Source organism: Pseudomonas sp. RIT623 (genome assembly GCF_004519305.1).
Classification (GTDB): domain Bacteria; phylum Pseudomonadota; class Gammaproteobacteria; order Pseudomonadales; family Pseudomonadaceae; genus Aquipseudomonas.
The window spans coordinates 1-21976 of the sequence record NZ_SOZA01000025.1; the positions used below are offsets into that span (position 1 = coordinate 1).

Genomic DNA, 21976 nt, shown 5'->3' on the forward strand with positions numbered 1-21976 from the left:
GCGAAAGGGCCGCATAGCGGCCCCGACGATCTTTGCGCCAACGCTGAAATCCTGGGGCTGCTACGCAGCCCTTTCGCGGCACAAGGCCGCTCCTACAAAGAGCAGGCCAACCTGATGGCTCAGGCGCTCTCGCGCGAATCGCGGACCATGTCCACATGCGGGATGCCGGCCTCGAGGAACTCCTCGCTGACCACGCGGAAACCCAGGCGCTCGTAGAACGGCGTAGCGTGTACCTGGGCGCTGAGCATCTGCTGCTTGAGGTCGCGGTTCTGTGCCTCGACGATCACCGCGCGCATCAGCGCATCGCCGACGTTCAGGCCGCGCCAGTCCTTGAGCACAGAGACCCGGCCGATGGTGCCGTCAGGCAGCAGGCGGGCGGTACCGATCGGGTAGTCGCCTTCCAGCGCCAGGAAATGCACGGCGCTGGGGTCTTCGGCGTCGAACTCCAGCTCCGGTGGCACGTGCTGTTCGGCGACGAACACGGCGCTGCGGATACGGTGGATGTCGGCGTTGTCTTTGTGCCAGTCGGCCAGGCGTACGCTGATTTTATTCATCGGCGAACCCCAGGCTGCCTTGCATGACCAACTGCTGGACCAGCATCAGGCCGTCTTCGTCCTGCAGCCATTGCGCCAGGTTTTCGCTGTGCAGCGCGTCGGCGGAGCAGATCAGCTTCAACAGCTCGCGCAGTTTGCCCGGCAGCGGGCAGCTGCGACCGCTGGCGAACAGCAACAGGTCGTCGCCGAACTCCGACCAGGCCAGGCGCGCGCTCGGGTTGCGGATCAGGATGGCCCCTTGGCCGAGGTAGTCGAGCAGTTCCTGCTCGGAGACTTCCTCGCCGACCACCTGCTCTGGGTAGCGTGGCTCGGTCATGAACTGGCCGAACCAGGTCAGCAGCAGGTCCTTGTCGTTCATGTGCTTGTCGATCAGCGCCTTGAGGCGATCCAGGGCGTCGTGCTGGATCTGGTGCGGATCGGCCGCAGGCACGGCGTCGGCATCGCTGTAGCGCTCTTCATCCGGCAGGAACTGGCCGAGGAAGTCGGTGAAGTGGGTCAGCACTTCGGCGGCGCTCGGGGCGCGGAAACCGACCGAGTAGGTCAGGCACTCGCTCTCGGCGACGCCGTAATGGGCCAGGCGTGGCGGCAGGTAGAGCATGTCGCCCGGCTCCAGGGTCCACTCGTCGCTCTGCTCGAAGTCAGCGAGGATGCGCAGGTCGGCGTGGTCGATCAGTGCACTGTCGCTATTGCACATCTGGCCGACTTTCCAGGTGCGCGTGCCATCGCCTTGCAGCAGGAACACATCGTAGTTGTCGAAGTGCGGGCCGACGCTGCCGCCGGGCGCGGCGTAGCTGATCATCACGTCGTCGATGCGCCAGCTGGGCAGGAAGCGGAATTCTTCCAGCAGCTCGGCCACTTCCGGCACGAACTGGTCCACGGCCTGTACCAGCAGGGTCCAGTCACGCTCGGGCAGGTCGCTGAAGGCGTCCTCGGCGAACGGGCCGCGGCGCAGCTCCCACGGACGCTCGCCGTGCTCGAGCACCAGGCGCGACTCGACTTCTTCTTCCAGGGCCAGGCCGGCCAGCTCGTCGGCGTCGATGGGGCTGACGAAGTCAGGGAAGGCCTGACGTACCAGCAGTGGCTTCTTCTGCCAGTAGTCGCGCAGGAATTCACGGGCCGTGAGGCCGCCCAACAGTTGCAGTGGAGTATCAGAATTCATGTTCAACCTATTGAAAAAACTTAATTTTCGTACGGGAATAAAAACGCCCGGCCAGGCCGGGCGTTGTACGCGACGGTCAGCTTAGATGCGTTTGGCCTGGGCCGCGGCGTTGCCGATGTAGGTCGCCGGGGTCAGTTGCTTGAGCTCGGCCTTGGCTTCGGCCGGCATGTCCAGGCCGTCGATGAAGGTCAGCAGCGCTTCAGGGGTGATGCCCTTGCCACGGGTCAGCTCCTTGAGCTTCTCGTAGGGGTTCTCGATGTTGAAGCGGCGCATCACGGTCTGGATCGGCTCGGCCAGGACTTCCCAGCAGGCATCCAGGTCGGCGGCGATACGGGCTTCGTTGACTTCCAGCTTGCCGATGCCCTTGAGGCTGGCTTCGTAGGCGATGACGCTGTGGGCGAAGCCCACGCCCAGGTTGCGCAGCACGGTGGAGTCGGTCAGGTCACGCTGCCAGCGCGAGATCGGCAGCTTGCTGGCCAGGTGCTGGAACAGCGCGTTGGCGATACCCAGGTTGCCTTCGGAGTTCTCGAAGTCGATCGGGTTGACCTTGTGCGGCATGGTCGAGGAGCCGATTTCGCCGGCAACGGTCTTCTGCTTGAAGTAGCCCAGCGAGATGTAGCCCCAGACGTCGCGGTCGAAGTCGATGAGGATGGTGTTGAAGCGGGCGATGGCGTCGAACAGCTCGGCAATGTAGTCGTGCGGCTCGATTTGGGTGGTGTAGGGGTTGAACTGCAGGCCCAGCTCGTCCTCGATGAAGGCGCGGGCGTTGGCTTCCCAGTCGATCTGCGAGTAGGCCGACAGGTGGGCGTTGTAGTTGCCCACGGCGCCGTTGATCTTGCCCAGCAGTGGCACGGCGGCCACTTGCGCGATCTGGCGTTCCAGGCGGTAGACGACGTTGGCCAGTTCCTTGCCCAGGGTGGTCGGCGAGGCTGGCTGGCCGTGGGTGCGCGACAGCATCGGCACGGCGGCGTGGGTGTGGGCCAGGGTGCGGATCGCTTCGGCGATCTGACGCATCAGCGGCAGCAGCACTTCGTCACGGCCGGCGCGCAGCATCAGGGCGTGGGACAGGTTGTTGATGTCCTCGCTGGTGCAGGCGAAGTGGATGAACTCGCTGACCTTGGCCAACTCAGGCAACTGCGCGGCCTGCTCCTTGAGCAGGTACTCGATGGCCTTGACGTCGTGGTTGGTGGTGCGTTCGATCTCTTTGACGCGTTCGGCGTGCTCGAGCTTGAAATCGGTGGCCAGGCTGTCCAGCAGGGCGTTGGCTTCGGCGGAAAACGCCGGCACTTCGCCGATCTGCGGGTGGGCGGCCAGGCGCTGCAGCCAGCGTACTTCGACCAGGGCGCGGAAACGGATCAGGCCGAATTCGCTGAAGATGGGGCGCAGGGCCTGGGTTTTGCCGGCGTAACGGCCGTCTACAGGGGAAACCGCAGTGAGCGAGGAGAGCTGCATGGGGTGTTCTCGGACAGTCAGGCTTTTGGAAGGGCGCATATCATACATGAAAAACGCGCCGGGGTCGGGTGGCTGACCAAAGGTCGGGCCTATCAATCATGTTGCGATCCCCTGTAGGAGCGGCCTTGTGTCGCGAAAGGGCCGCATCGCGGCCCCAGGATCTCGAGCCTGGCTCATGATTGCCGGGGCTGCTGCGCAGCCCTTTCGCGACACAAGGCCGCTCCTACACAGGGCGCTGTTTCAATCGTTGGTACGCGTCATGCCGTACAGCTCAGTGAGCAGCTTGCGCCGGCTGAACACCAGCTGCCAGCGGTGCCCGCCCAGCTGGCGCCACAGGCGCGCGGCGCGGATGCCGGCCAGCAGCAGGGCGCGGATCTTCGAGGCGTTGCTCGGCTGCTGCAGGAAGCGCATGTCGCCATGCACCTGGATGCGTTGGCGCAGGGTGCTCAGGGTGTCCTGGTACAAGGCTCCGCTGGAAGCGATGACGTTTTCATGAACCAGGCCGAAATGCTCAGCCTGGGACTGGATCTGTGGCAGGCGGTTGCCGATGGTGTCGAGCATGTCGCCGCGCTTGTTCAGCTGGCGTTCCAGGCCGAGCATCGACAGGGCGTAGCGCAGTGGCTCGCGCTGCAAGCTGCTGGGGTCGCGCTCCAGGGCGCCGACCAGCGCGCGGTAGCCGTCGCGCAGGTTGAGGTCGTCGCCGCCGAATACCTCAAGGGTGTTCTTGGGGTCGACCACCAGCAGGCTGCCGAGCATGCAGCCGATGTTGGCCTCGCTGGCCTGGCCGGTGCGGGCGATGCGGTCGACCAGCACCGCGGCCTGGAACACGCCGCCAAGGGCGATCAGCTGCTCCTGCAGGTTGCTCATGCGCGTGGGCTCCACGGCTCGGCGGTCTCGATCACGCCGCCGCCCAGGCACACTTCACCGTCGTAGAACACCACCGACTGCCCGGGGGTGACGGCGCGCTGTGGCTCGTCGAACACCGCCCGGTAGCCATGCCCGGTGCGCTCCAGGGTGCACTGCTGGTCACCCTGGCGGTAGCGTACCTTGGCCGTGAGGCGGCGCGGGTTGGAAAGGTCGATGGGGTTGACCCAGAAGATCTCCGAGGCCAGCAGGGCGCGGGAGAACAGCCACGGGTGCTCGTTGCCCTGGCCGACCACCAGCACGTTGCGGGTCAGGTCTTTGTGCAGCACGTACCACGGCTCGTCGCTGGCGTCCTTCAGGCCGCCGATGCCCAGGCCCTGGCGCTGGCCGATGGTGTGGTACATCAGGCCATGGTGGCGGCCGATGACTTCACCGTCGGTGGTTTCGATATTGCCCGGCTGGGCCGGCAGGTACTGCTTGAGGAAGTCGCTGAAGCGGCGCTCGCCAATGAAGCAGATGCCGGTGGAATCCTTCTTCTTCGCGGTGGCCAGGCCATGTTTCTCGGCGATGGCGCGGACCTCGGGCTTCTCCAGCTCGCCGACCGGGAACAGGGTGCGGGCGATTTCCGTACCGCCCACGGCGTGCAGGAAATAGCTCTGGTCCTTGTTCGGGTCCAGGCCCTTGAGCAGCTCGGTGAGCGCGCCAGTGTCGCGGCGGCGCACGTAGTGGCCGGTGGCGATCAGGTCGGCGCCCAGGGACAGGGCGTAGTCGAGGAACGCCTTGAACTTGATTTCGCGGTTGCAGAGGATGTCCGGGTTCGGCGTGCGCCCGGCCTTGTATTCCTCGAGGAAGTGCTCGAACACGTTGTCCCAGTATTCGGCGGCGAAATTGGCGGTGTGCAGCTTGATGCCGATGCGGTCGCACACGGCCTGGGCGTCGGCCAGGTCTTCGCGGGCGGTGCAGTATTCGGTGCCGTCGTCCTCTTCCCAGTTCTTCATGAACAGACCTTCCACCTGGTAGCCCTGCTCCATGAGCAGAAGGGCGGAGACGGAAGAGTCCACGCCGCCGGACATGCCGACGATGACGCGGGTCTTGGCGGGGTCTTTGAGTGCTGGGCTGGTCATGGCTACCGATGTGTATCAGAGGGGAAAAACGCCGATTCTATCAAACCCGCGGGCTGGCGTCAGTCGCGCAGCAGTTCGAGGCTGTGCAGCGGGCCTTTGAGGTAGTCGTCCAGGCAGCGTGGCACCAGTTCGCTGCGCCAGCGCGACGGCTCGGCCAGCAGTTCGTCGCGGCTCAGCCATACGGCGCGGACGATGTCGCTGTCCAGGGCCAGGTCGGCATGCTGGCGCAACGGGCGGGCGGCGAAGCAGATGCGCTGGTAGGTGATGCCGTTGCTGGGGGCGGTGTACAGGTAGATGCCGACCACCCCGGTGAGTTCGACTTCCCAGGCGGTTTCCTCGAGGGTCTCGCGCAGGGCGGCCTGGGGTAGGGTCTCGTTGGGTTCCAGGTGGCCGGCGGGCTGGTTGAAGACGTGCTGGCCGGCCTTGAACTCCTCGACGAAGAGGAACTTGCCTTCGTGTTCGACGATGGTGGCGACGGTGATGTGGGGTTGCCAGGTCATATGCGATTCCTATGGTTGGCGCGGGCCTTGTAGGAGCGGCACAAGGCCGCTCCTACAAGGGACCGTTTCTGCGCTTCAGAAAGCACAAACCCCGGTGCGTGGCCGGGGTTTGTGCTGTTACTTCAAGCGAACCTTACAGCGCGGCAATGGCGCTGTTAAGGGTCTGGCTTGGGCGCATCACCTTGGCGGTCAGCTCGGCATCCGGGGCGTAGTAGCCACCGATGTCGGCCGGCTTGCCCTGGACGGCGGCCAGCTCGGCGACGATGGTCGCCTCGTTGTCGCTCAGGGCCTTGGCCAGCGGCGCGAAGCGCGCCTGCAGGGCGGCGTCGTCGGTCTGCGCGGCCAGTGCCTCTGCCCAGTACAGGGTCAGGTAGAAGTGGCTGCCACGGTTGTCGATACCGCCGACCTTGCGCGAAGGCGACTTGTTGGTGTCGAGGAACTTGCCGGTGGCCTGGTCCAGGGTGTTGGCCAGGACCTTGGCGCGTGGGTTGTCGTAGGTGTTGCCCAGGTGTTCCAGGGAAGCGGCCAGGGCCAGGAATTCACCCAGCGAGTCCCAACGCAGGAAGTTCTCTTCAACCAGCTGCTGCACGTGCTTGGGTGCCGAACCGCCGGCGCCGGTCTCGAACAGGCCACCGCCGTTCATCAGCGGCACGATCGATAGCATCTTGGCGCTGGTGCCCAGCTCCATGATCGGGAACAGGTCGGTCAGGTAGTCGCGCAGCACGTTACCGGTCACCGAGATGGTGTCCTTGCCTTCGCGGATGCGCGCCAGGGAGAACTTGATGGCGTCGACCGGGGCCAGGATGCGGATGTCCAGGCCGGCGGTGTCGTGATCCTTCAGGTAGGTCTGCACCTTCTCGATCATCACGCCGTCGTGGGCGCGCGCCGGGTCCAGCCAGAACACCGCCGGGGTGTTGCTCAGGCGGGCGCGGTTGACAGCCAGCTTGACCCAATCCTGGATCGGCGCGTCCTTGGTCTGGCACATGCGGAAGATGTCACCGGCTTCGACGTTCTGCTCCAGCAGGACCTTGCCCTTGCCGTCGACCACGCGCACGACGCCGTCGGTCTTGACCTGGAAGGTCTTGTCGTGGGAGCCGTACTCTTCGGCCTTCTGCGCCATCAGGCCGACGTTCGGCACGCTGCCCATGGTGGTCGGGTCGAAGGCGCCGTTGGCCTTGCAGTCTTCGATGGTGGCCTGGTAGATGCCGGCGTAGCAACGGTCTGGGATCACGGCCTTGGCGTCTTGCAGCTCGCCGGCGGTGTTCCACATCTTGCCCGAGTCACGAATCATGGCTGGCATCGAGGCGTCGACGATGACGTCGCTCGGCACGTGCAGGTTGGTGATGCCCTTGTCGGAATTGACCATGGCCAGGGCCGGGCGAACGGCGTACAGGGCCTGGATGTCGGCTTCGATCTCGGCTTGCTTTTCAGCAGGCAGGTCCTTGATGCGGGCGTACAGGTCGCCAATGCCGTTGTTGGCGTTGAAGCCTACTTCGGCCAGGGCAGCGGCGTGCTTGGCCAGCACGTCGTTGTAGAACTCCTCGACGATCACGCCGAACATGATCGGGTCGGAAACCTTCATCATGGTGGCTTTCAGGTGTACCGACAGCAGCACGCCGCTGGCCTTGGCATCGGCGATCTGCTCGGCGATGAAGGCTTTCAGGGCCTTGCGGCTCATGGTGGCGCAGTCGATGACTTCGGCGGCTTTTACCGAGGTCTTTTCTTTCAGGACGGTGGTGGAACCATCCTTGCCGACCAGCTCGATGCGCAGGCTGTCGTCAGCCTCGATCAGCGCGGCTTTTTCGCTGCCGTAGAAGTCGCCCTGGGTCATGTGGGCAACGTGCGACTTGGAGTCGGCGGCCCAGGCGCCCATCTTGTGCGGGTGCTTGCGGGCGTAGTTCTTGACCGACAGTGGCGCGCGGCGGTCGGAGTTGCCTTCGCGCAGCACTGGGTTTACCGCCGAGCCCTTGATGCGATCGTAGCGGGCGCGGGATTCTTTCTCTTCGGCGCTGGCTGGCTCGTCGGCGTAGTCGGGGATGTTGAAGCCCTTGGCCTGAAGTTCCTTGATCGCCGCCTTCAACTGCGGGACCGATGCGGAAATGTTCGGCAGCTTGATGATGTTGGCTTCAGGGGTGGTGGCCAGCTGGCCCAGTTCCGCCAGGTGATCGGCTACCTGCTTCTCGCTGCCCAGTTGCTCCGGGAAGGCCGCGAGGATACGACCGGCCAGGGAGATATCGCGGGTTTCGACGGCGATGTCGGCGCAAGCGGTGAAGGCTTCGACGATCGGCAGCAGCGAGTAGGTGGCGAGGGCGGGGGCTTCGTCGGTGAAGGTGTAGATGATCTTGGAACGGGTGGGCATGCGGGTTAACTCTCTATGTGCTGAGCGTACTCGAGTCTCGAGGTGCGCAGGGTAGGCGCTTCGCCCTGGCGACGCCATGAGCGGAAAGTCGAGAGGCTGCGAGCGGTGATGGTGGATGCATCAGTCGAGCGTCAAGTGCTGGGCTGCGGTAACAATCCAGGCTTCGTGGCCATGCTTGGCCAAGGGCGAGCCGCATTTTCCAAGGGTTCGCCCCGATGACCCTACGGTCGCGGCGCAGTATATCAAACCCTTTGGGCTAATCAGCAAGGCGAAGTGGTATCAGCGCATTTATAAGACCAAAGACGTAGGCGCAATGTGGCGCAATGACGCAGGTGCGAGGCTCACTCGCCCAGGCGCTGCTCGCGTGATGGCGGATAGCCGAAATACGCCGCGTAGCACTTGCTGAAGTGCGACACCGAGACGAAGCCGCAGGCCACCGCCACCTCCATCACCGACAGGTCCGAATACTGCAGCAGGCGCCGGCTCTTGGTGATGCGCAGTTCCATGTAGTAGCGTCGCGGCGAGGAGCCGAGCTGGGCCTGGAACAGCCGGTCGATCTGCCGCCGGGAGCGTCCGGAGTAAGCGGCCAGCTGGTCGAGGCTGAGGGTTTCCTCGAGGTTGTTCTCCATCAACTCGACGATGGTGCGCAGGTGCAGGCTCATGGACTTCTTCGCCCCAGGGCCGACCTGGCGGTAGCGCGCGCCGGAGAACGAGAGGATTTCCTCCACGCCCTCGGCCAGGGCGTCGCCATGCAGGCGGCGCACCAGGCCAAGCATCAGCTCCATGGCGCCGTTGGGGCTGGCGGCGGTGAGGCGGTCGCGGTCGAGGGTGAAGCTGGCCGGGGTGATGCGCGCCTGCGGGCTGATTTCGGCGAGGCTGGCGCGCTGCTCGGGGTGCACGCTGCAACCATAGTCGTCGAGGGCCCCGGCACGGCCGAGGAACCAGGCGCCGTTCCACAGCCCGCCTAGGGTCATGCCCTGGGCGACGCAGTCGGCCAGCAGGCGGTCGAGGCCGGGGTACTTCAACGGGGTGCGCAGGCCGCCGCAGATCACCAGCATGTCCAGTTCTGCCAGCATGCGCGGTTGCAGCGGGGTGGCGATCAGTTCCAGGCCCAGGTCACTGAGCACTCGGTCGCCGCTCGGCGAAAGCGGGGTGTAGGCGAAACTGTCGGCGCGCAGCAGGTTGGCGGTGACCAGCACGTCCATGGCCACGGTAAAACTGGCCATGGAGAAGTGTTCGAGCAGGACGAAATCGACCCGGTAGGGGCGCTGCGCGCCAGCCTCGGCGGGCTTGAGCCGCAGCATGTTGCTGGTGCTGCTCTTCTTGCTGAACTGGCGTGGCGTGGGCACGGCGGACTCCGCTGGCGGGCTGGCGCGGCTGAGTGTGCGTCGGCTGGGAGGGAAAGACAACAGGGTGGACGGCGCTTTGGGCTATGCTGGCGGTCTTGTGTCGTTACCGGGGTCCGGATCCTCATGAAATACGCCATCGCCCTGTTGTTCAGCCTGCTGCCGCTGCTGGCCCACGCCCTTGAGCCGGGCGATAGGCTGGCGCCCTGGACCCTGCTCGACCAGTATGACCAGCCGTACAGCCTGAACCCGGAAACCCGCGTGCTGCTAGTGGCCCGTGACATGGACGGCGCGCGCTTGGTCAAGGCGGCCTTGGCCGAACGCCCGAAGGGCTACCTGGAAGCCCGCCAGGCGGTGTTCGTCGCCGATATCCAGCGCATGCCGGCATTGATCAGCAAGCTGTTCGCGGTGCCGGCGATGCGTGACTACTCCTACCGGGTGATGCTCGATCGCGAGGGCAGGGTAGCCAGCCGCTATGCCGGGGACGCGGGACAGGTGCAGTGGCTGACCCTGGACCACGGCAAGCTGGTGGCGCAACGGGCGTTCAGTGACGCGCAGGCGCTGGGTGCGGCGCTGGAACGGTTTCGGTAGCAGCCGTGCCAGGCCTGCGGTGCTTGCTTCGCCAGCAAGCTGGCGCCTAGAGGGGCCATGCAGCCTGGAGCAATACGGGCAACACCTCGGCCGCTGTTCCGGCGAGGGCGAATTCCCTGGGGTGTCCGGTCAGCGCCGGCTGCGGATTGACATGCACCACGGTGGCGCCGGCCGCCAGCGCCACTCGAGGAATCGACGCCGCCGGTTGCACCAGGCCGGAGGTTCCCACCGACAGCACCAGGTCGCAATGCTCGGCGGCGGCGAAGGCTCGTTCCAGCGTGCGCGCTGGCAACGCTTCGCCGAACCACACCACGCCGGGACGCAATGGGCCGGCGCAGTAGGCGCAGCGTGGGGGCTCGATGCGCCGGCCTTCGCCTGCGTTCTCATTCGGCGCCGGCATGTTGCGCACGGGTTTGGCGCAATCGAAGCAGCGAAAGGCATCTAGCCGACCGTGTAGGTGCAGCACGTCGCGGCTGCCGGCGCGCTCATGCAGGTCATCGACGTTCTGGGTAACCAGGGTCAGCCGCGGCACCCGTGTCGCCAGTTCGGCAATGACCCGGTGCGCCGGGTTGGGCCGGGCCTCGGCGATGCCGGCGCGGCGCATTTCATACCAGCCCCAGACCAGCGCCGGGTCGGCGCGAAAACCTTCGGCGCTGGCCAGTCGCACCGGGTCGAAGCGTTCCCACAAGCCGCTGAGTTTGTCGCGAAAGGTGGCGATGCCACTTTCCGCGGACACGCCGGCACCGGTGAACACCAGCACATGGCGGGCCTGGGCGAGCAGCGTCGGGTGAAAAGGCATGCAGGGTCTCCGACAGGCGGGGCAGAGCGGTCACCCACTTTGCCAAGGCGACTGGTGCGGCACAAGATCCGACTGAACCCTGGGTAACGCAGGCAACCCAACGTGCTACATGCCAACGGGAGAAACTCATGGAAGTCGGAACGATCTGGTTCGTCGTCGCGCTGCTGGTCATCCTCCTGGAGATCTGGGCCATCTGGCACATCATTGGCAGCGATCGTCGCGCCGAGCGCAAGATGCTGTGGGTGGTGTTCGTCGTCTACGCGCCGTTCCCCGGCCTGCTGTTCTGGGCTTGGCGCGGACCGCGAGCGGTCAAGGGCCGGGTAGTGCTGGAGGAGAAATGATCGGGCTTGACCTCGAGTTAAGCCCAGGTCTGATACTCGGCCGCTCTTGCCTTTGATGGAGCGATGCCATGACCCTGTCCAGTGCCTTTGTCCTGTCCAACCCGCAGGGGTTGTACGACCCTGGCGCCAACGCCTATTCCCATGTCGCCGAGGTCCAGGCCGGCAGCCGGTTGCTGTATATCGCCGGGCAGGGTGGCGAAGACCTGCAAGGACGGCTGTCGAGCCGTTTCGACGAGCAGGCGCGCCAGGCCCTGGCCAACCTGAAGATCGCCCTGGCGTCGCGGGGCGCGACGTTGCAGCACGTATGCAAGTTGACCTTGCTGGTGGTGGATCACTCCGAAGCGCGCCTGCGCCAGTGGGCGGCCGAAGCCGAGCGTGCCTGGGGTGGGCGGATGGCCCCGACCTGCACGCTGATCCCGGTGCCGCGCTTGGCGCTGGACGGCATGCTGGTGGAAATAGACGCCGTGGCCGCGTTGGTCCCGTAGCGGCCGGCGGTTCGCTAATGCTGTATGAGCCGGCTTGCTGGCGAGCACCGCGGCACGCAATCTTGCCGATACCCGGTAGAATCGCGGTTCTTTCCTTCGCCGAGCGTTATCCATGGCCGTGCCCATCGAGCTGCTCCAGACCGGCCCCGAACACGCCGGCCTGGTGCGTAACCTCTACCAGTTCTACGCCTACGAGTCCTCCGATTGGGAGCAGGAGGACATCGAGGCGGACGGCCGCTTCTATATTCACGAGCCCCATTTCCAGCGCTATTGGCAGGCGACAGACTGGAGCGCCAACCTGATCCTGGTCGACGGTTTCATCGCCGGCTTCGTGCTGGTCGAGCGTAGCGAGCTGCCGGGGGTCGATGCCCTCGAGCTGGCCGACTTATTCGTGCTCAAAAAATACCGGCGCCTGGGCGTGGGGCTGGCGGTGGCACGGCAGTTCCTCAGCGAAGGCCCGCACGACTGGCTGCTGCGTTGCCATGCCGAGGACGCGCCGGCCTTGGCGTTCTGCCAGGCAGTGCTGGCTGACCTGCCGCGTCCGGTACGGGAAATCGCCCTGGATGATGAGCCGCAGTTGCGCAACTACTGGGTGACCCAACGTCTGCACTGAGTCGCTTGGCGGCGAATAATGTGACAGGCTTCACAAAACTTGTCCGTCGCGCGGCATAATGCCAGCATCTTGTGCACCCGCAGGTCAGGTAAAGCCCATGCCGCTCGCCCCCAGTTCCGACATGATGTACCGGCTGTTGATCCAGAGCGTGGCGGACTACGCCATCTACCTGCTCACCCCGGACGGCATCGTCGCCAACTGGAACCCCGGCGCGCAGCGGGCCAAGGGCTACAGCGCCGAGGAGATAGTCGGCCAGCACTTCTCGGTGTTCTATACCGCCCAGGACCGTGACGCCGGGTTGCCCGCGCTGAGCCTGGCCACGGCCCGGGCCGAGGGGCGCTTCCAGGCCGAGGGCCTGCGCCAGCGCAAGGACGGTTCGCAGTTCTGGACCAGCGTGGTGATCGAGCCGATCAAGGACGAGGCCAGCGGCCAGGTGATCGGCTTTGCCAAGATCACCCGCGATATTTCCGAGCGTCGACGCAATGAACTGGAGTTGCTCAAGGCCAAGGAGCTCGCCGAACAGTACAGCCAGGAAATGACCAGCTTGTCGCAGTTCCTCGATTCGGTGATCGCCAACATCCCCGCCAGCGTCATCGTCCAGGACCTGCAAAGCCAGCAGATCCTGCTGGCCAACCAGCAGGCCGAGCGCCTGTTCGGCGGCCAGGGCGCGAGCATGGTCGGCCAGCTACCGGCGCAGTGCCTGGCCCCGGCGGCGGCCCGCTACCTGGAGCAGCAACTGGCGCGGGGCGCGCGCAGCGCCAAGGGCTACCAGGCCGAGACGCGGGTCATTAGCGCCTGTGGCCCGCGCACCCTGCGTAGCCGCGCCATGCGCTGCCAGAACCGCGAGGGGCAGGGTGACTATGTGTTGTTCGTTGCCGAGGATGCCACCGAGGAACTGGCGGCCCATGCGCAGATCCATCACATGGCCCACCACGATGCCCTGACCGGCCTGCCCAACCGCACCCTGTTCAACGAGCGCCTCAAGCAGGCGCTGCTGCGTGGCGAGCACAGCGGCACCTTGACCGCCACCCTGTGCTTGGACCTGGACAATTTCAAGAACATCAACGATACCCAGGGCCACGCCTTCGGCGACAAGCTGCTGCGCACGCTGGGCAAGCGCCTGCGCCGCGAACTGCGCGAGCACGACACCCTGGCGCGGTTGGGCGGCGACGAGTTCGCCGTGGTGCTGTCGGGGTTGGAAACCCGCGATGCCGCATGCAATACCGCACAGCGTCTGATCGAAGCGATCTGCCCGCCGTTCCAAATCGACGGGCACCAGTTCAGTGTCGGGATAAGCATTGGGGTTGCCATCGCGCCGCACGATCATGACCAGGCCGAGCAGTTGCTCGGCTACGCCGACATGGCGCTGTACGAGGCCAAGCGTAATGGTCGCAACCGTTACGAGTGCTTCCATGTCGAACTTGATGTCGCCGCCCGCCAGCGCCGTCTGGTCGAGACCGACCTGCGCACGGCCTTGCACCTGGGGCAGTTGCAGCTGCACTACCAGCCAGTGGTCGACCAGCAAAACCACAGCGTGACCGGCTACGAGGCATTGTTGCGCTGGGAGCACCCGGCGCGGGGGATGATCATGCCGCTGGACTTCATCCCTATTGCCGAGGAAACCGGGCTGATCCACGAGATCGGTGCCCGCGCGCTGAACCTGGCCTGCCAGGAGGCGGCCAGCTGGGGCACGACGCAGACCGTGTCGGTCAATCTCTCGCCGGTGCAGTTCAAGAATGCCAACCTGGTCCACAGCGTGGCCTTGGCCCTGGCCGATTCAGGCCTGCCAGCCAGCCGGCTGGAGCTGGAGATCACCGAGTCGGTACTGCTGGGCAACAGCGAAGAGAACGTGGCCACGCTGCGGGCGCTGAAGGATCTGGGCGTGTCGATTTCGCTCGACGACTTCGGTACCGGTTATTCCTCGCTTGGTTACTTGCGCTCGTTCCCGTTCGATCGGATCAAGATCGACAAATCGTTCATCCACGACATGTGTGAAAGCCGCGAGGCGATGTCAATCGTCCGCGCGATCACCGAGCTGTCCAATAGCCTGATGATCAAGACTACGGCCGAGGGGGTAGAGTCGGCGGAGCAGATGGAACGGTTGCTGGCCGAGGGGTGCTCGCACTTCCAGGGGTATCTGTACGGGCGCCCGGCGCCGGCAAGCGAACGCCTCAAGCAGATCGCCACGGCCTTGTAGGGGCTGGCCCTCCTGGAACAATCCTGGCCTTGCCCGTTGCTTGGCTGGGCAAGCCCGCTGCGCGTCGGCGTGGTCCGAAGGACGGCGTGATCGCCGATGGGGCAGAAAATGTACCGGTTGGAACAAAAAGCCGGGTCGGCAATGTTCAGCGCGCTGCATCTCTTCTAGAATCCGCGCATGCCCAGGCGTCTGGCTTGGGCGCTTGCCCGAGGGGCCCATGAGTTCCAGCACGCCGCTGTCCGGAATCAACCAACCGCTGCGCGGTATCGCCCTGGTGGTGGTGGCGACGTTCCTGTTTGCCAGCCATGACGGGCTGTCCAAGTTCCTGGGCGGCATCTACCCGATCATCATGGTGGTCTGGGCGCGTTACCTGGTGCATACCCTGTTGATGGCCGGGATCTTCCTGCCCAAGGCGGGCCTTGCCGTGCTACGCACCCGGCGGCCGTTGCTGCAGACCTTGCGCGCCTTGAGCCTGCTCGGCACCAGCTTGCTGTTCACCGCCGGCTTGCAGTACCTGCCGCTGGCCGAGGCGACCGCGGTCAACTTCCTGACGCCGGTGTTGGTCACCGCGCTGTCGGTGCCGCTGCTCAAGGAGCGGGTGACCACGGCGCAGTGGCTGCTGGTGGTGATGGGCTTCATCGGCGTGCTGGTGGTGGTGCACCCGGGCGGTGCGATGTTCACCCCGGCGATCCTGTTCCCCTTCGGCTCGGCGCTGGTGTTCTGTTTCTACCAGTTGCTTACGCGCAAGCTGGCGGTCCATGACGCGCCGACCACCAGCAATTTCTATGCGGGGTTGTGCAACACCTTGGTCATGACGGCACTGGTGCCGTTCTTCTGGCAGACCCCGCAGTGGTCCCATGTGCCATTCATGCTGGCGCTGGGGGGCTGCGGGATGACCGCGCACCTGCTGCTGACCCAGGCATTCCGGCATGCGGCGCCGGCGCTTTTGGCACCGTTCAGCTACTGCCAGATCGTGTTTGCCGGGTTGCTGGGGCTGCTGGTGTTCGGCCAGGCACCGGACAAGGTGAGCCTGGCCGGCATCGCGATCATCTGCCTGAGCGGGCTGGGGGCGGCCTGGATGCAGCGGGCTCGCTCCTAGGGCGTAGCGCCGGCTTGCCGGCGAACACCGGCAACGCCGTTGCCATCCACCAAGCTGGCCGGCTAGGTTTGATCGGCGTCGATGTGATTCGACTTCTTGTCCCGGGTGCGCAACAACGACAGCAGCACCCCACCCAGCAACAGGCCGAACGTCACCCCCAGTGACACCCCCGCCGGCACCTTGCCCACCAGTCCATGCCAGAAAATCTTGCAGCCGATGAAGATCAACACCATGGCCAGCGCGTACTTGAGGTAGACGAACCGGTGCATCAGCGCCGCCAGGGCGAAATACAGCGAGCGCAGACCAAGGATGGCGAAGATGTTCGAGGTGTAGACGATGAATGGGTCCTGGGTGATGGCGAAAATCGCCGGCACGCTGTCGACGGCGAACACCAGGTCGGCCAGCTCGATCAGCACCAGCGCCAGGAACAGCGGCGTGGCGTAACGGACAGCTTGGTCCGTGCCGGGTGGGGCCAGGCGCACGAAGAAGTGGCGACCATGCAGCTGGTCGGTGACGCGTATATGCCGGCGCACGAAACGCAGCACCGGGTTGTTGGCCAGGTCCGGATGGCTATCGTCCTTGCTCAGCGCCATCTTGACCCCGGTGAACAGCAGGAAGGCGCCGAAGATATATAGCACCCAGGCAAAGTGCTGCACCAGCGCCGCGCCGACGCCGATCATGATCGCCCGCAGCACCACCACCCCGAGGATGCCCCAGAACAGCACGCGGTGCTGGTAGCGGCGGGGGATGGCGAAGAAGCTGAAGATCATCGCCATGACGAACACGTTGTCCATCGACAGCGACTGTTCGACCAGGAACCCGGTGTAGAACTCCAGCGCCGGCTGTGCGCCCAGCTCGAACCATACCCACACCCCGAACAGCACGCCGACACTGAAGTAACCGGCATACAGCAGCAGGCTCTCGCGCATTTCGATTTCGCGGTCCTGGCGGTGCAGCACGCCAAGGTCCAGGACCAGCAAGCCCACGACGATGACGATGAACACCAGCCACAACCAGGTGCTGGTGCCGAGAAACGGCGTGAAGAGGAATGTCTGCAGAGCTGTCATGAGCCCCTCCTTGAATGTCGACGTTGCATGGCAACAGTGATTCCGACATGGCGGCGCGTGCCGTCAGAGGGGCCCGGTATCACATGGGCTTGAGCCTAGCCGTGAATGCCAGGGTTGCCGAATGGCGAGGTGTTACAGTTTTTTGCGTTAAAAAGTAAATTGCGAATCATTAGCGATTGTAAAGTCTTCGTAACAACCCTAGCATGCGCTGCAACCGTCAGCAGAACGGGCGTGCCAACTGGCGCACACCTCACAACCACACAACCGTCGGTGATTAGCTTCATTCTTGGATCAGCAGGGAACGTACAACGTGCAGCAACCGCCACTTTCGAGCACGACCAACGCGGCAGGGAATGCCATCACCGTCCGCCAACGCCACCCGGTGGCATTGGCCATGCTGGCGAGCAGCCTGGCCGCCAGCACCGGCCTGGCCTGGGCAGATGAGGCCAAGCCATTCGAGCTGGGCGCCACTGCCATCACCGCCACGACGCTGGGCGAGATCACCGAGGGCAGCGGCTCCTACACGACCGGTGCTACCCGCACGGCCACGCGCATGGCCCTGTCGCCCCGGCAGACGCCGCAGTCGGTGAGCGTGATCAGCCGTCAGCAGATGGACGACCAGAACCTGACCGACATCGCCAAGGCGCTGGGCAAGACGCCGGGCGTCACGGTGAGCAAGCTCGACAGCAATCGCACCAGCTTTCGGGTACGTGGCTTCGAGATCGACAACTTCCAGGTCGACGGCATTCCCAGTGCTTTTCGCTTCTCCAATGGCGTTGACCGTACCGACATGGTCATCTTCGATCGGGTCGAGGTGCTCAGGGGCGCCACCGGGCTGCTCAGTGGCTTCGGCAGCCCGGCCGCCACGGTCAACCTGGTGCGCAAGCGACCGACCCATGCGTTGTCCGGTTATGTATCGCTGGGCGCCGGCAGCTGGGACAGCTACCGTGGCGAGTTCGACATCGGCGGGCCGTTGACCGGCGCTGGCAATGTACGCGGGCGTTTGGTCGTGGCCCATGAGGATGGCCACTCGTTCATGGACAACCTAGCCGACAAGAAGCAGGTGCTCTACGGTATCGTCGAGTTCGACCTGAGCGACGACACCTTGCTCAGCGTCGGCCTGAGCCGCCAGAGCAACCGCCCCGAGGCCACCTCGTGGGGGCCTTCGACGCCGCTGTTGGACAGCAATGGCAATCGCTTTCGCATGTCGCGCTCGTATAACCCAGGAGCCAAGTGGAGCCAGTGGGATAACACCGCGGACAACCTGTTCCTCACCCTCGAGCAACGCCTGGCCCACGACTGGACGCTCAAGGCTTCGGTCACGCGCAGTGAAAACGACTCGCCCATGCGCCTGGGCTCGGCCACCAATGGTTACCCTGATCCGCTGACCGGCGACGGTATCACCGTATGGCTGGGTCGCTATCACTACCAGACCAACCAGAGCACCTACGACCTTTACGCCAGCGGGCCCTTGCAGATGCTGGGGCGCGAGCACGAGCTGGTGGCGGGTATCTCGCACCGTGACCTGCGCACCCACGAGGACCACTGGCCGATGCGTTTCGGCAAAGCCAACATCTATCAATGGCGGGGCGATTATCCCGAGCCTGAGTGGGGCGCGCGCAGTGCCAAGGTCAATACCCGCGTGCAAGAGGATGCGGCGTATCTCACCGGGCGCTTCAAGCCGAGCGACGACTTGGCGCTGATCATCGGTGGCCGGCTGTCCAACTGGCAGTTGGACGGTTCGCGGTTCGACACCGCCAGCGGCCAGCGGCGCAAGACCCAGAGCCTGGAAGAGAACGGCGTGGTGGTGCCCTATGCCGGTGTGGTCTACGACCTGGACCCCAGCTGGTCGGTTTACGCCAGCTATACCAGCATCTTCAAGCCCCATGAAAGCCAGCAGGACGCCAGCGGCAAGATGATCGAGCCGGAGGAGGGCGATGCCTACGAATTGGGCCTCAAAGGTGAGTTCTTCGATGGGCGGCTGAATGCCAGCCTTGCGGTGTTCGAGGTGCGCCAGGACAACCTGGCGGAGTTCGTGCGCACCGACCCGACCAGCAACCGTGGCGTCTACCGTTCGATCAAGGGCGCCAAGAGCCGCGGTTTCGAGTTGGAGCTGGCTGGCGAGCTGACGGCCGACTGGCATGTGCAGGGCGGCTTTACCCACCGCATCACCCGCGATGGCGAGGGTGACAAGATCTCCACCATCGAGCCGGAGAACCTGTTGCGCCTGTCCAGCACCTATCGTTTGCCGGGTGCCTGGAGCAAGCTCACCGTGGGCGGGGCGGCCAACTGGCAGAGCAAGATCTGGAAGGACATCAGCAGCCCGTTGCCAGGCCAGACGGATCGCTACACCCAGGCGAGCTACCTGACCCTGGATGCCATGGCTCGCTACCAGGTGAGCGAGCAGCTTTCGGTATCGCTCAACGGCAACAACCTCACCGACAAGCGGTATTTCAACAACCTGGGCTTCTATAACGGCGGGTATTACGGTGACCCACGCAATTTCATGCTGACCACCCGTTACACGTTCTGAGCCCCAGCCGTTTCAACTTGGGCTTGCCGGGGTCGCTTTGCGACCCTTTCGCGACACAAGGCCGCTCCTACAGAGACCGCGCCGTCCTGGGGCGGCCTTGCCGAGGTGTCGGACCGGTCGGAAAGGGCGGGTTCTGAACCCTCTGTAACCGCACAACCTGTAGGCAACAGCAAGGCCAGGGCGCCTGGCCTCCCACTTGTCAATTTCCCAGCGCTTTCATCCTCCCGTCGGCACCATCTGGCACAATTGCTGTCATACCTGTGCAAAAACACAGCATAAGCCTTTGTCACAAAAGAAAATGCATGCTCAAATTGCAGGCATATGAAATCAGCCCCCACTTGAGCCCCGCATGACGTACCGTCATGGCGGCTGGCGGGCAGTAATGTTAAAAGTAGTGGTTCATTGGCCAGCGACCGGCCGATCACTATTGGACGCGCAGCACGCGCAGGAATAGACGCGTTTTGAAGAAATCCACCGCAACTCCAGCTCCCTTGCCCGTGCCCCTGTGGCGGCAGCAGCTGCACTACCGACTCAAGGAAGGTGCGCTGATCGCCGTCGGTGCGCTGTGCCTGTACCTGTGGATGGCCCTGCTGACCTACGACACGTCCGACCCGGGCTTCAGCCATACCAGCAACGCCGACCAGGTGCAGAACGCCGCTGGCCGCGCCGGCGCGTATTTCGCCGACATCCTGTTCATGGTCCTCGGCTACTTTGCTTACATCTTCCCGCTGCTGCTGGCGATCAAGACCTGGCAGATCTTCCGCGAGCGCCACCAGCCCTGGCAGTGGAGCGGCTGGCTGTTCTCCTGGCGCCTGATCGGTTTGGTGTTCCTGGTACTGTCGGGCGCGGCGCTGGCGCATATCCACTTCCATCCGTCGGCGAGCCTGCCGTTCTCCGCCGGGGGCGCCCTGGGCGAGAGCCTGGGCGACCTGGCGCGCAACCTGCTGAACGTGCAGGGCAGCACGCTGATGTTCATCGCCCTGTTCCTGTTCGGCCTGACCGTGTTCACCGACCTGTCCTGGTTCAAGGTGATGGATGTCACCGGCAAGATCACCCTTGATCTGTTCGAGCTGGTGCAGAGCGCCGCCAACCGCTGGTGGGAGGCGCGCAACGAACGCAAGCGCCTGGTGGCGCAACTGCGCGAAGTGGACGACCAGGTCGACGAAGTGGTCGCCCCGGTGGTCGCGGACAAGCGCGAGCAGGTCAAGGCTCGCGAGCGCATCATCGAGCGCGACGAGGCGCTGACCAAGCACATTGCCCAGCGTGAACAGCAGCCGGCCCCGGTGATCAATATCCCGACGCCAGCGGTCAAGGCCCCGGAGCCGAGCAAGCGGGTGATGAAGGAGAAGCAAGCGCCGCTGTTCGTCGACAGCGCCGTCGAGGGCACCCTGCCGTCTATCTCCATCCTCGACCCGGCCGAACAGAAAAAGGTCGAGTACTCGCCAGAATCCCTGGCCGCGGTCGGCCACCTGCTGGAAATCAAACTGAAGGAATTCGGCGTCGAAGTCTCGGTGGACTCGATCCACCCGGGCCCGGTCATCACCCGCTACGAAATCCAGCCGGCGGCCGGGGTCAAGGTCAGCCGCATCGCCAACCTGGCCAAGGACCTGGCGCGTTCGCTGGCGGTGACCAGCGTGCGGGTGGTCGAGGTCATCCCCGGCAAGACCACCGTGGGCATCGAGATCCCTAACGAGAACCGCCAGATGGTGCGCTTCTCCGAAGTGCTGTCGTCGCCGCAGTTCGACGAGAACAAGTCGCCGGTGACCCTGGCACTGGGGCACGACATCGGCGGCAAGCCGGTGATCACCGACCTGGCGAAGATGCCGCACCTGCTGGTGGCCGGTACCACCGGTTCCGGTAAGTCGGTGGGCGTCAACGCGATGATCCTGTCGATCCTGTTCAAGTCGGGCCCGGAAGACGCGCGGCTGATCATGATCGACCCGAAAATGCTCGAGCTGTCGATCTACGAAGGCATCCCGCACCTGCTGTGCCCGGTGGTCACCGACATGAAGGACGCCGCCAACGCCCTGCGCTGGAGCGTCGCCGAGATGGAGCGCCGCTACAAGCTGATGGCGGCCATGGGCGTGCGCAACCTGGCGGGCTTCAACCGCAAGATCAAGGATGCCCAGGAAGCCGGCGAGGTCATCCACGACCCGCTGTATCGCCGCGAGAGCATGGACGACGAGCCACCGGCGCTCAAGACCCTGCCAACCATCGTGGTGGTGGTCGACGAATTCGCCGACATGATGATGATCGTCGGCAAGAAGGTCGAAGAGCTGATCGCCCGTATCGCGCAGAAGGCCCGTGCCGCCGGTATCCACCTGATCCTCGCCACCCAGCGCCCGTCGGTGGACGTGATCACCGGCCTGATCAAGGCCAACATCCCGACCCGCATGGCGTTCCAGGTGTCGAGCAAGATCGACTCGCGGACCATCATCGACCAGGGCGGCGCCGAACAGCTGCTGGGCCACGGTGACATGCTGTACATGCCACCGGGCACCAGCCTGCCGATCCGCGTGCATGGCGCCTTCGTCTCCGACGACGAGGTGCACCGTACGGTCGAGGCGTGGAAGCTGCGTGGCGCGCCGGACTACAACGACGACATCCTCAACGGCGTCGAGGAGGCCGGCAGTGGCTTCGATGGTGGCGGCGGTGGCGGCGGCGATGGCGAGGATTCCGAGAGCGACGCTTTGTATGATGAAGCCGTCCAGTTCGTGCTCGAGAGCCGCCGCGCGTCGATTTCGGCGGTGCAGCGCAAGCTGAAGATTGGCTACAACCGCGCCGCGCGGATGATCGAGGCGATGGAGATGGCCGGCGTGGTCACGCCGATGAACAGCAACGGCTCGCGGGAAGTGATTGCCCCGGGCGGCCCGCGCGATTGATGATCACCTCG

General features: G+C 64.7%; 18 protein-coding genes. 8 read left to right on the forward strand and 10 right to left on the reverse strand.

Annotated elements, in window-relative coordinates; translation table 11 throughout:
- Positions 1–119: 119 nt before the first annotated feature.
- From E3U47_RS16580 to E3U47_RS16615, 8 genes are all read right to left on the reverse strand, one after another.
- Positions 120–554: a GNAT family N-acetyltransferase gene (locus E3U47_RS16580; RefSeq protein ID WP_134692766.1), complete on the reverse strand. Its 435-nt coding sequence runs from the start codon at positions 552–554 to the stop codon at positions 120–122.
- A complete protein-coding gene (locus tag E3U47_RS16585; RefSeq protein ID WP_134692767.1) occupies positions 547–1713 on the reverse strand; it encodes a cupin domain-containing protein in 1167 nt (388 codons plus the stop codon). The genes E3U47_RS16580 and E3U47_RS16585 overlap by 8 nt, the downstream gene beginning before the upstream one ends.
- An 81-nt stretch (positions 1714–1794) precedes the next feature.
- Positions 1795–3165 carry an adenylosuccinate lyase gene (purB, locus tag E3U47_RS16590; RefSeq protein ID WP_134692768.1) on the reverse strand — a complete coding sequence of 457 codons (1371 nt, stop codon included), beginning with the start codon at positions 3163–3165 and terminating at the stop codon, positions 1795–1797.
- A gap of 240 nt (positions 3166–3405) precedes the next feature.
- Complete coding sequence (hflD, locus tag E3U47_RS16595) at positions 3406–4032, reverse strand: high frequency lysogenization protein HflD (RefSeq protein ID WP_134692769.1); 627 nt, start codon at positions 4030–4032, stop codon at positions 3406–3408.
- Entirely contained in the window at positions 4029–5153 is a 1125-nt protein-coding gene (gene mnmA, locus E3U47_RS16600; RefSeq protein ID WP_134692770.1) for a tRNA 2-thiouridine(34) synthase MnmA, read from the reverse strand. Before mnmA ends, hflD begins: the two co-directional genes overlap by 4 nt.
- 59 nt (positions 5154–5212) lie before the next feature.
- Positions 5213–5653, reverse strand: coding sequence for an NUDIX hydrolase (locus E3U47_RS16605; RefSeq protein ID WP_134692771.1), 441 nt, complete (start codon positions 5651–5653; stop codon positions 5213–5215).
- Between the two features lie 133 nt (positions 5654–5786).
- Positions 5787–8012 carry an NADP-dependent isocitrate dehydrogenase gene (locus E3U47_RS16610; protein ID WP_134692772.1) on the reverse strand — a complete coding sequence of 742 codons (2226 nt, stop codon included), beginning with the start codon at positions 8010–8012 and terminating at the stop codon, positions 5787–5789.
- Between the two features lie 341 nt (positions 8013–8353).
- A complete protein-coding gene (locus E3U47_RS16615) occupies positions 8354–9361 on the reverse strand; it encodes a GlxA family transcriptional regulator (RefSeq protein WP_134692773.1) in 1008 nt (335 codons plus the stop codon).
- A gap of 123 nt (positions 9362–9484) precedes the next feature.
- On the opposite strand from E3U47_RS16615, the gene E3U47_RS16620 reads away from it, so the two are divergent.
- Positions 9485–9949 (forward strand): FAD/FMN-containing dehydrogenase, encoded by a 465-nt coding sequence (locus E3U47_RS16620; RefSeq protein WP_134692774.1) that lies wholly within the window; start codon positions 9485–9487, stop codon positions 9947–9949.
- 46 nt (positions 9950–9995) lie between these two features.
- Here the strand turns inward: E3U47_RS16620 and E3U47_RS16625 are convergent, their stop codons facing one another.
- Entirely contained in the window at positions 9996–10748 is a 753-nt protein-coding gene (locus E3U47_RS16625; protein WP_134692775.1) for an NAD-dependent deacylase, read from the reverse strand.
- Between the two features lie 128 nt (positions 10749–10876).
- Here E3U47_RS16625 and E3U47_RS16630 point away from each other — a divergent pair, with 128 nt between their 5' ends.
- From E3U47_RS16630 to E3U47_RS16650, 5 genes are all read left to right on the forward strand, one after another.
- Positions 10877–11089 carry a PLDc N-terminal domain-containing protein gene (locus E3U47_RS16630; RefSeq protein WP_134692776.1) on the forward strand — a complete coding sequence of 71 codons (213 nt, stop codon included), beginning with the start codon at positions 10877–10879 and terminating at the stop codon, positions 11087–11089.
- Positions 11090–11157: 68 nt separating this feature from the next.
- Entirely contained in the window at positions 11158–11574 is a 417-nt protein-coding gene (locus tag E3U47_RS16635; protein WP_134692777.1) for a RidA family protein, read from the forward strand.
- Positions 11575–11686: 112 nt separating this feature from the next.
- Positions 11687–12187 carry a GNAT family N-acetyltransferase gene (locus E3U47_RS16640; protein ID WP_134692778.1) on the forward strand — a complete coding sequence of 167 codons (501 nt, stop codon included), beginning with the start codon at positions 11687–11689 and terminating at the stop codon, positions 12185–12187.
- Between the two features lie 97 nt (positions 12188–12284).
- The gene (locus E3U47_RS16645; protein WP_134692779.1) at positions 12285–14384 is read left to right on the forward strand and encodes an EAL domain-containing protein; all 2100 of its coding nucleotides are present in this window, start codon (positions 12285–12287) and stop codon (positions 14382–14384) included.
- Between the two features lie 217 nt (positions 14385–14601).
- Positions 14602–15483, forward strand: coding sequence for a DMT family transporter (locus E3U47_RS16650; RefSeq protein WP_134692780.1), 882 nt, complete (start codon positions 14602–14604; stop codon positions 15481–15483).
- Positions 15484–15545: 62 nt separating this feature from the next.
- Here the strand turns inward: E3U47_RS16650 and E3U47_RS16655 are convergent, their stop codons facing one another.
- Complete coding sequence (locus tag E3U47_RS16655) at positions 15546–16550, reverse strand: TerC family protein (protein WP_134692781.1); 1005 nt, start codon at positions 16548–16550, stop codon at positions 15546–15548.
- Between the two features lie 310 nt (positions 16551–16860).
- Between E3U47_RS16655 and E3U47_RS16660 the strand changes: the two genes are divergently transcribed.
- Positions 16861–19083, forward strand: a complete 2223-nt coding sequence (locus E3U47_RS16660) for a TonB-dependent siderophore receptor (protein WP_256660295.1) — start codon at positions 16861–16863, stop codon at positions 19081–19083.
- Positions 19084–19544: 461 nt separating this feature from the next.
- A complete protein-coding gene (gene ftsK / locus E3U47_RS16665) occupies positions 19545–21965 on the forward strand; it encodes a DNA translocase FtsK (protein WP_134692782.1) in 2421 nt (806 codons plus the stop codon).
- Positions 21966–21976 lie beyond the last annotated feature (11 nt).

What these genes read in the sequence shown, in the direction of transcription:
- E3U47_RS16580 (WP_134692766.1), bottom strand. Translation starts at nt 554, where the DNA reads ATGAATAAAATCAGCGTACGCCTGGCCGACTGGCACAAAGACAACGCC.
- E3U47_RS16585 (WP_134692767.1), bottom strand. Translation starts at nt 1,713, where the DNA reads ATGAATTCTGATACTCCACTGCAACTGTTGGGCGGCCTCACGGCCCGT.
- purB (WP_134692768.1), bottom strand. Translation starts at nt 3,165, where the DNA reads ATGCAGCTCTCCTCGCTCACTGCGGTTTCCCCTGTAGACGGCCGTTAC.
- hflD (WP_134692769.1), bottom strand. Translation starts at nt 4,032, where the DNA reads ATGAGCAACCTGCAGGAGCAGCTGATCGCCCTTGGCGGCGTGTTCCAG.
- mnmA (WP_134692770.1), bottom strand. Translation starts at nt 5,153, where the DNA reads ATGACCAGCCCAGCACTCAAAGACCCCGCCAAGACCCGCGTCATCGTC.
- E3U47_RS16605 (WP_134692771.1), bottom strand. Translation starts at nt 5,653, where the DNA reads ATGACCTGGCAACCCCACATCACCGTCGCCACCATCGTCGAACACGAA.
- E3U47_RS16610 (WP_134692772.1), bottom strand. Translation starts at nt 8,012, where the DNA reads ATGCCCACCCGTTCCAAGATCATCTACACCTTCACCGACGAAGCCCCC.
- E3U47_RS16620 (WP_134692774.1), top strand. Translation starts at nt 9,485, where the DNA reads ATGAAATACGCCATCGCCCTGTTGTTCAGCCTGCTGCCGCTGCTGGCC.
- E3U47_RS16625 (WP_134692775.1), bottom strand. Translation starts at nt 10,748, where the DNA reads ATGCCTTTTCACCCGACGCTGCTCGCCCAGGCCCGCCATGTGCTGGTG.
- E3U47_RS16630 (WP_134692776.1), top strand. Translation starts at nt 10,877, where the DNA reads ATGGAAGTCGGAACGATCTGGTTCGTCGTCGCGCTGCTGGTCATCCTC.
- E3U47_RS16635 (WP_134692777.1), top strand. Translation starts at nt 11,158, where the DNA reads ATGACCCTGTCCAGTGCCTTTGTCCTGTCCAACCCGCAGGGGTTGTAC.
- E3U47_RS16640 (WP_134692778.1), top strand. Translation starts at nt 11,687, where the DNA reads ATGGCCGTGCCCATCGAGCTGCTCCAGACCGGCCCCGAACACGCCGGC.
- E3U47_RS16645 (WP_134692779.1), top strand. Translation starts at nt 12,285, where the DNA reads ATGCCGCTCGCCCCCAGTTCCGACATGATGTACCGGCTGTTGATCCAG.
- E3U47_RS16650 (WP_134692780.1), top strand. Translation starts at nt 14,602, where the DNA reads ATGAGTTCCAGCACGCCGCTGTCCGGAATCAACCAACCGCTGCGCGGT.
- E3U47_RS16655 (WP_134692781.1), bottom strand. Translation starts at nt 16,550, where the DNA reads ATGACAGCTCTGCAGACATTCCTCTTCACGCCGTTTCTCGGCACCAGC.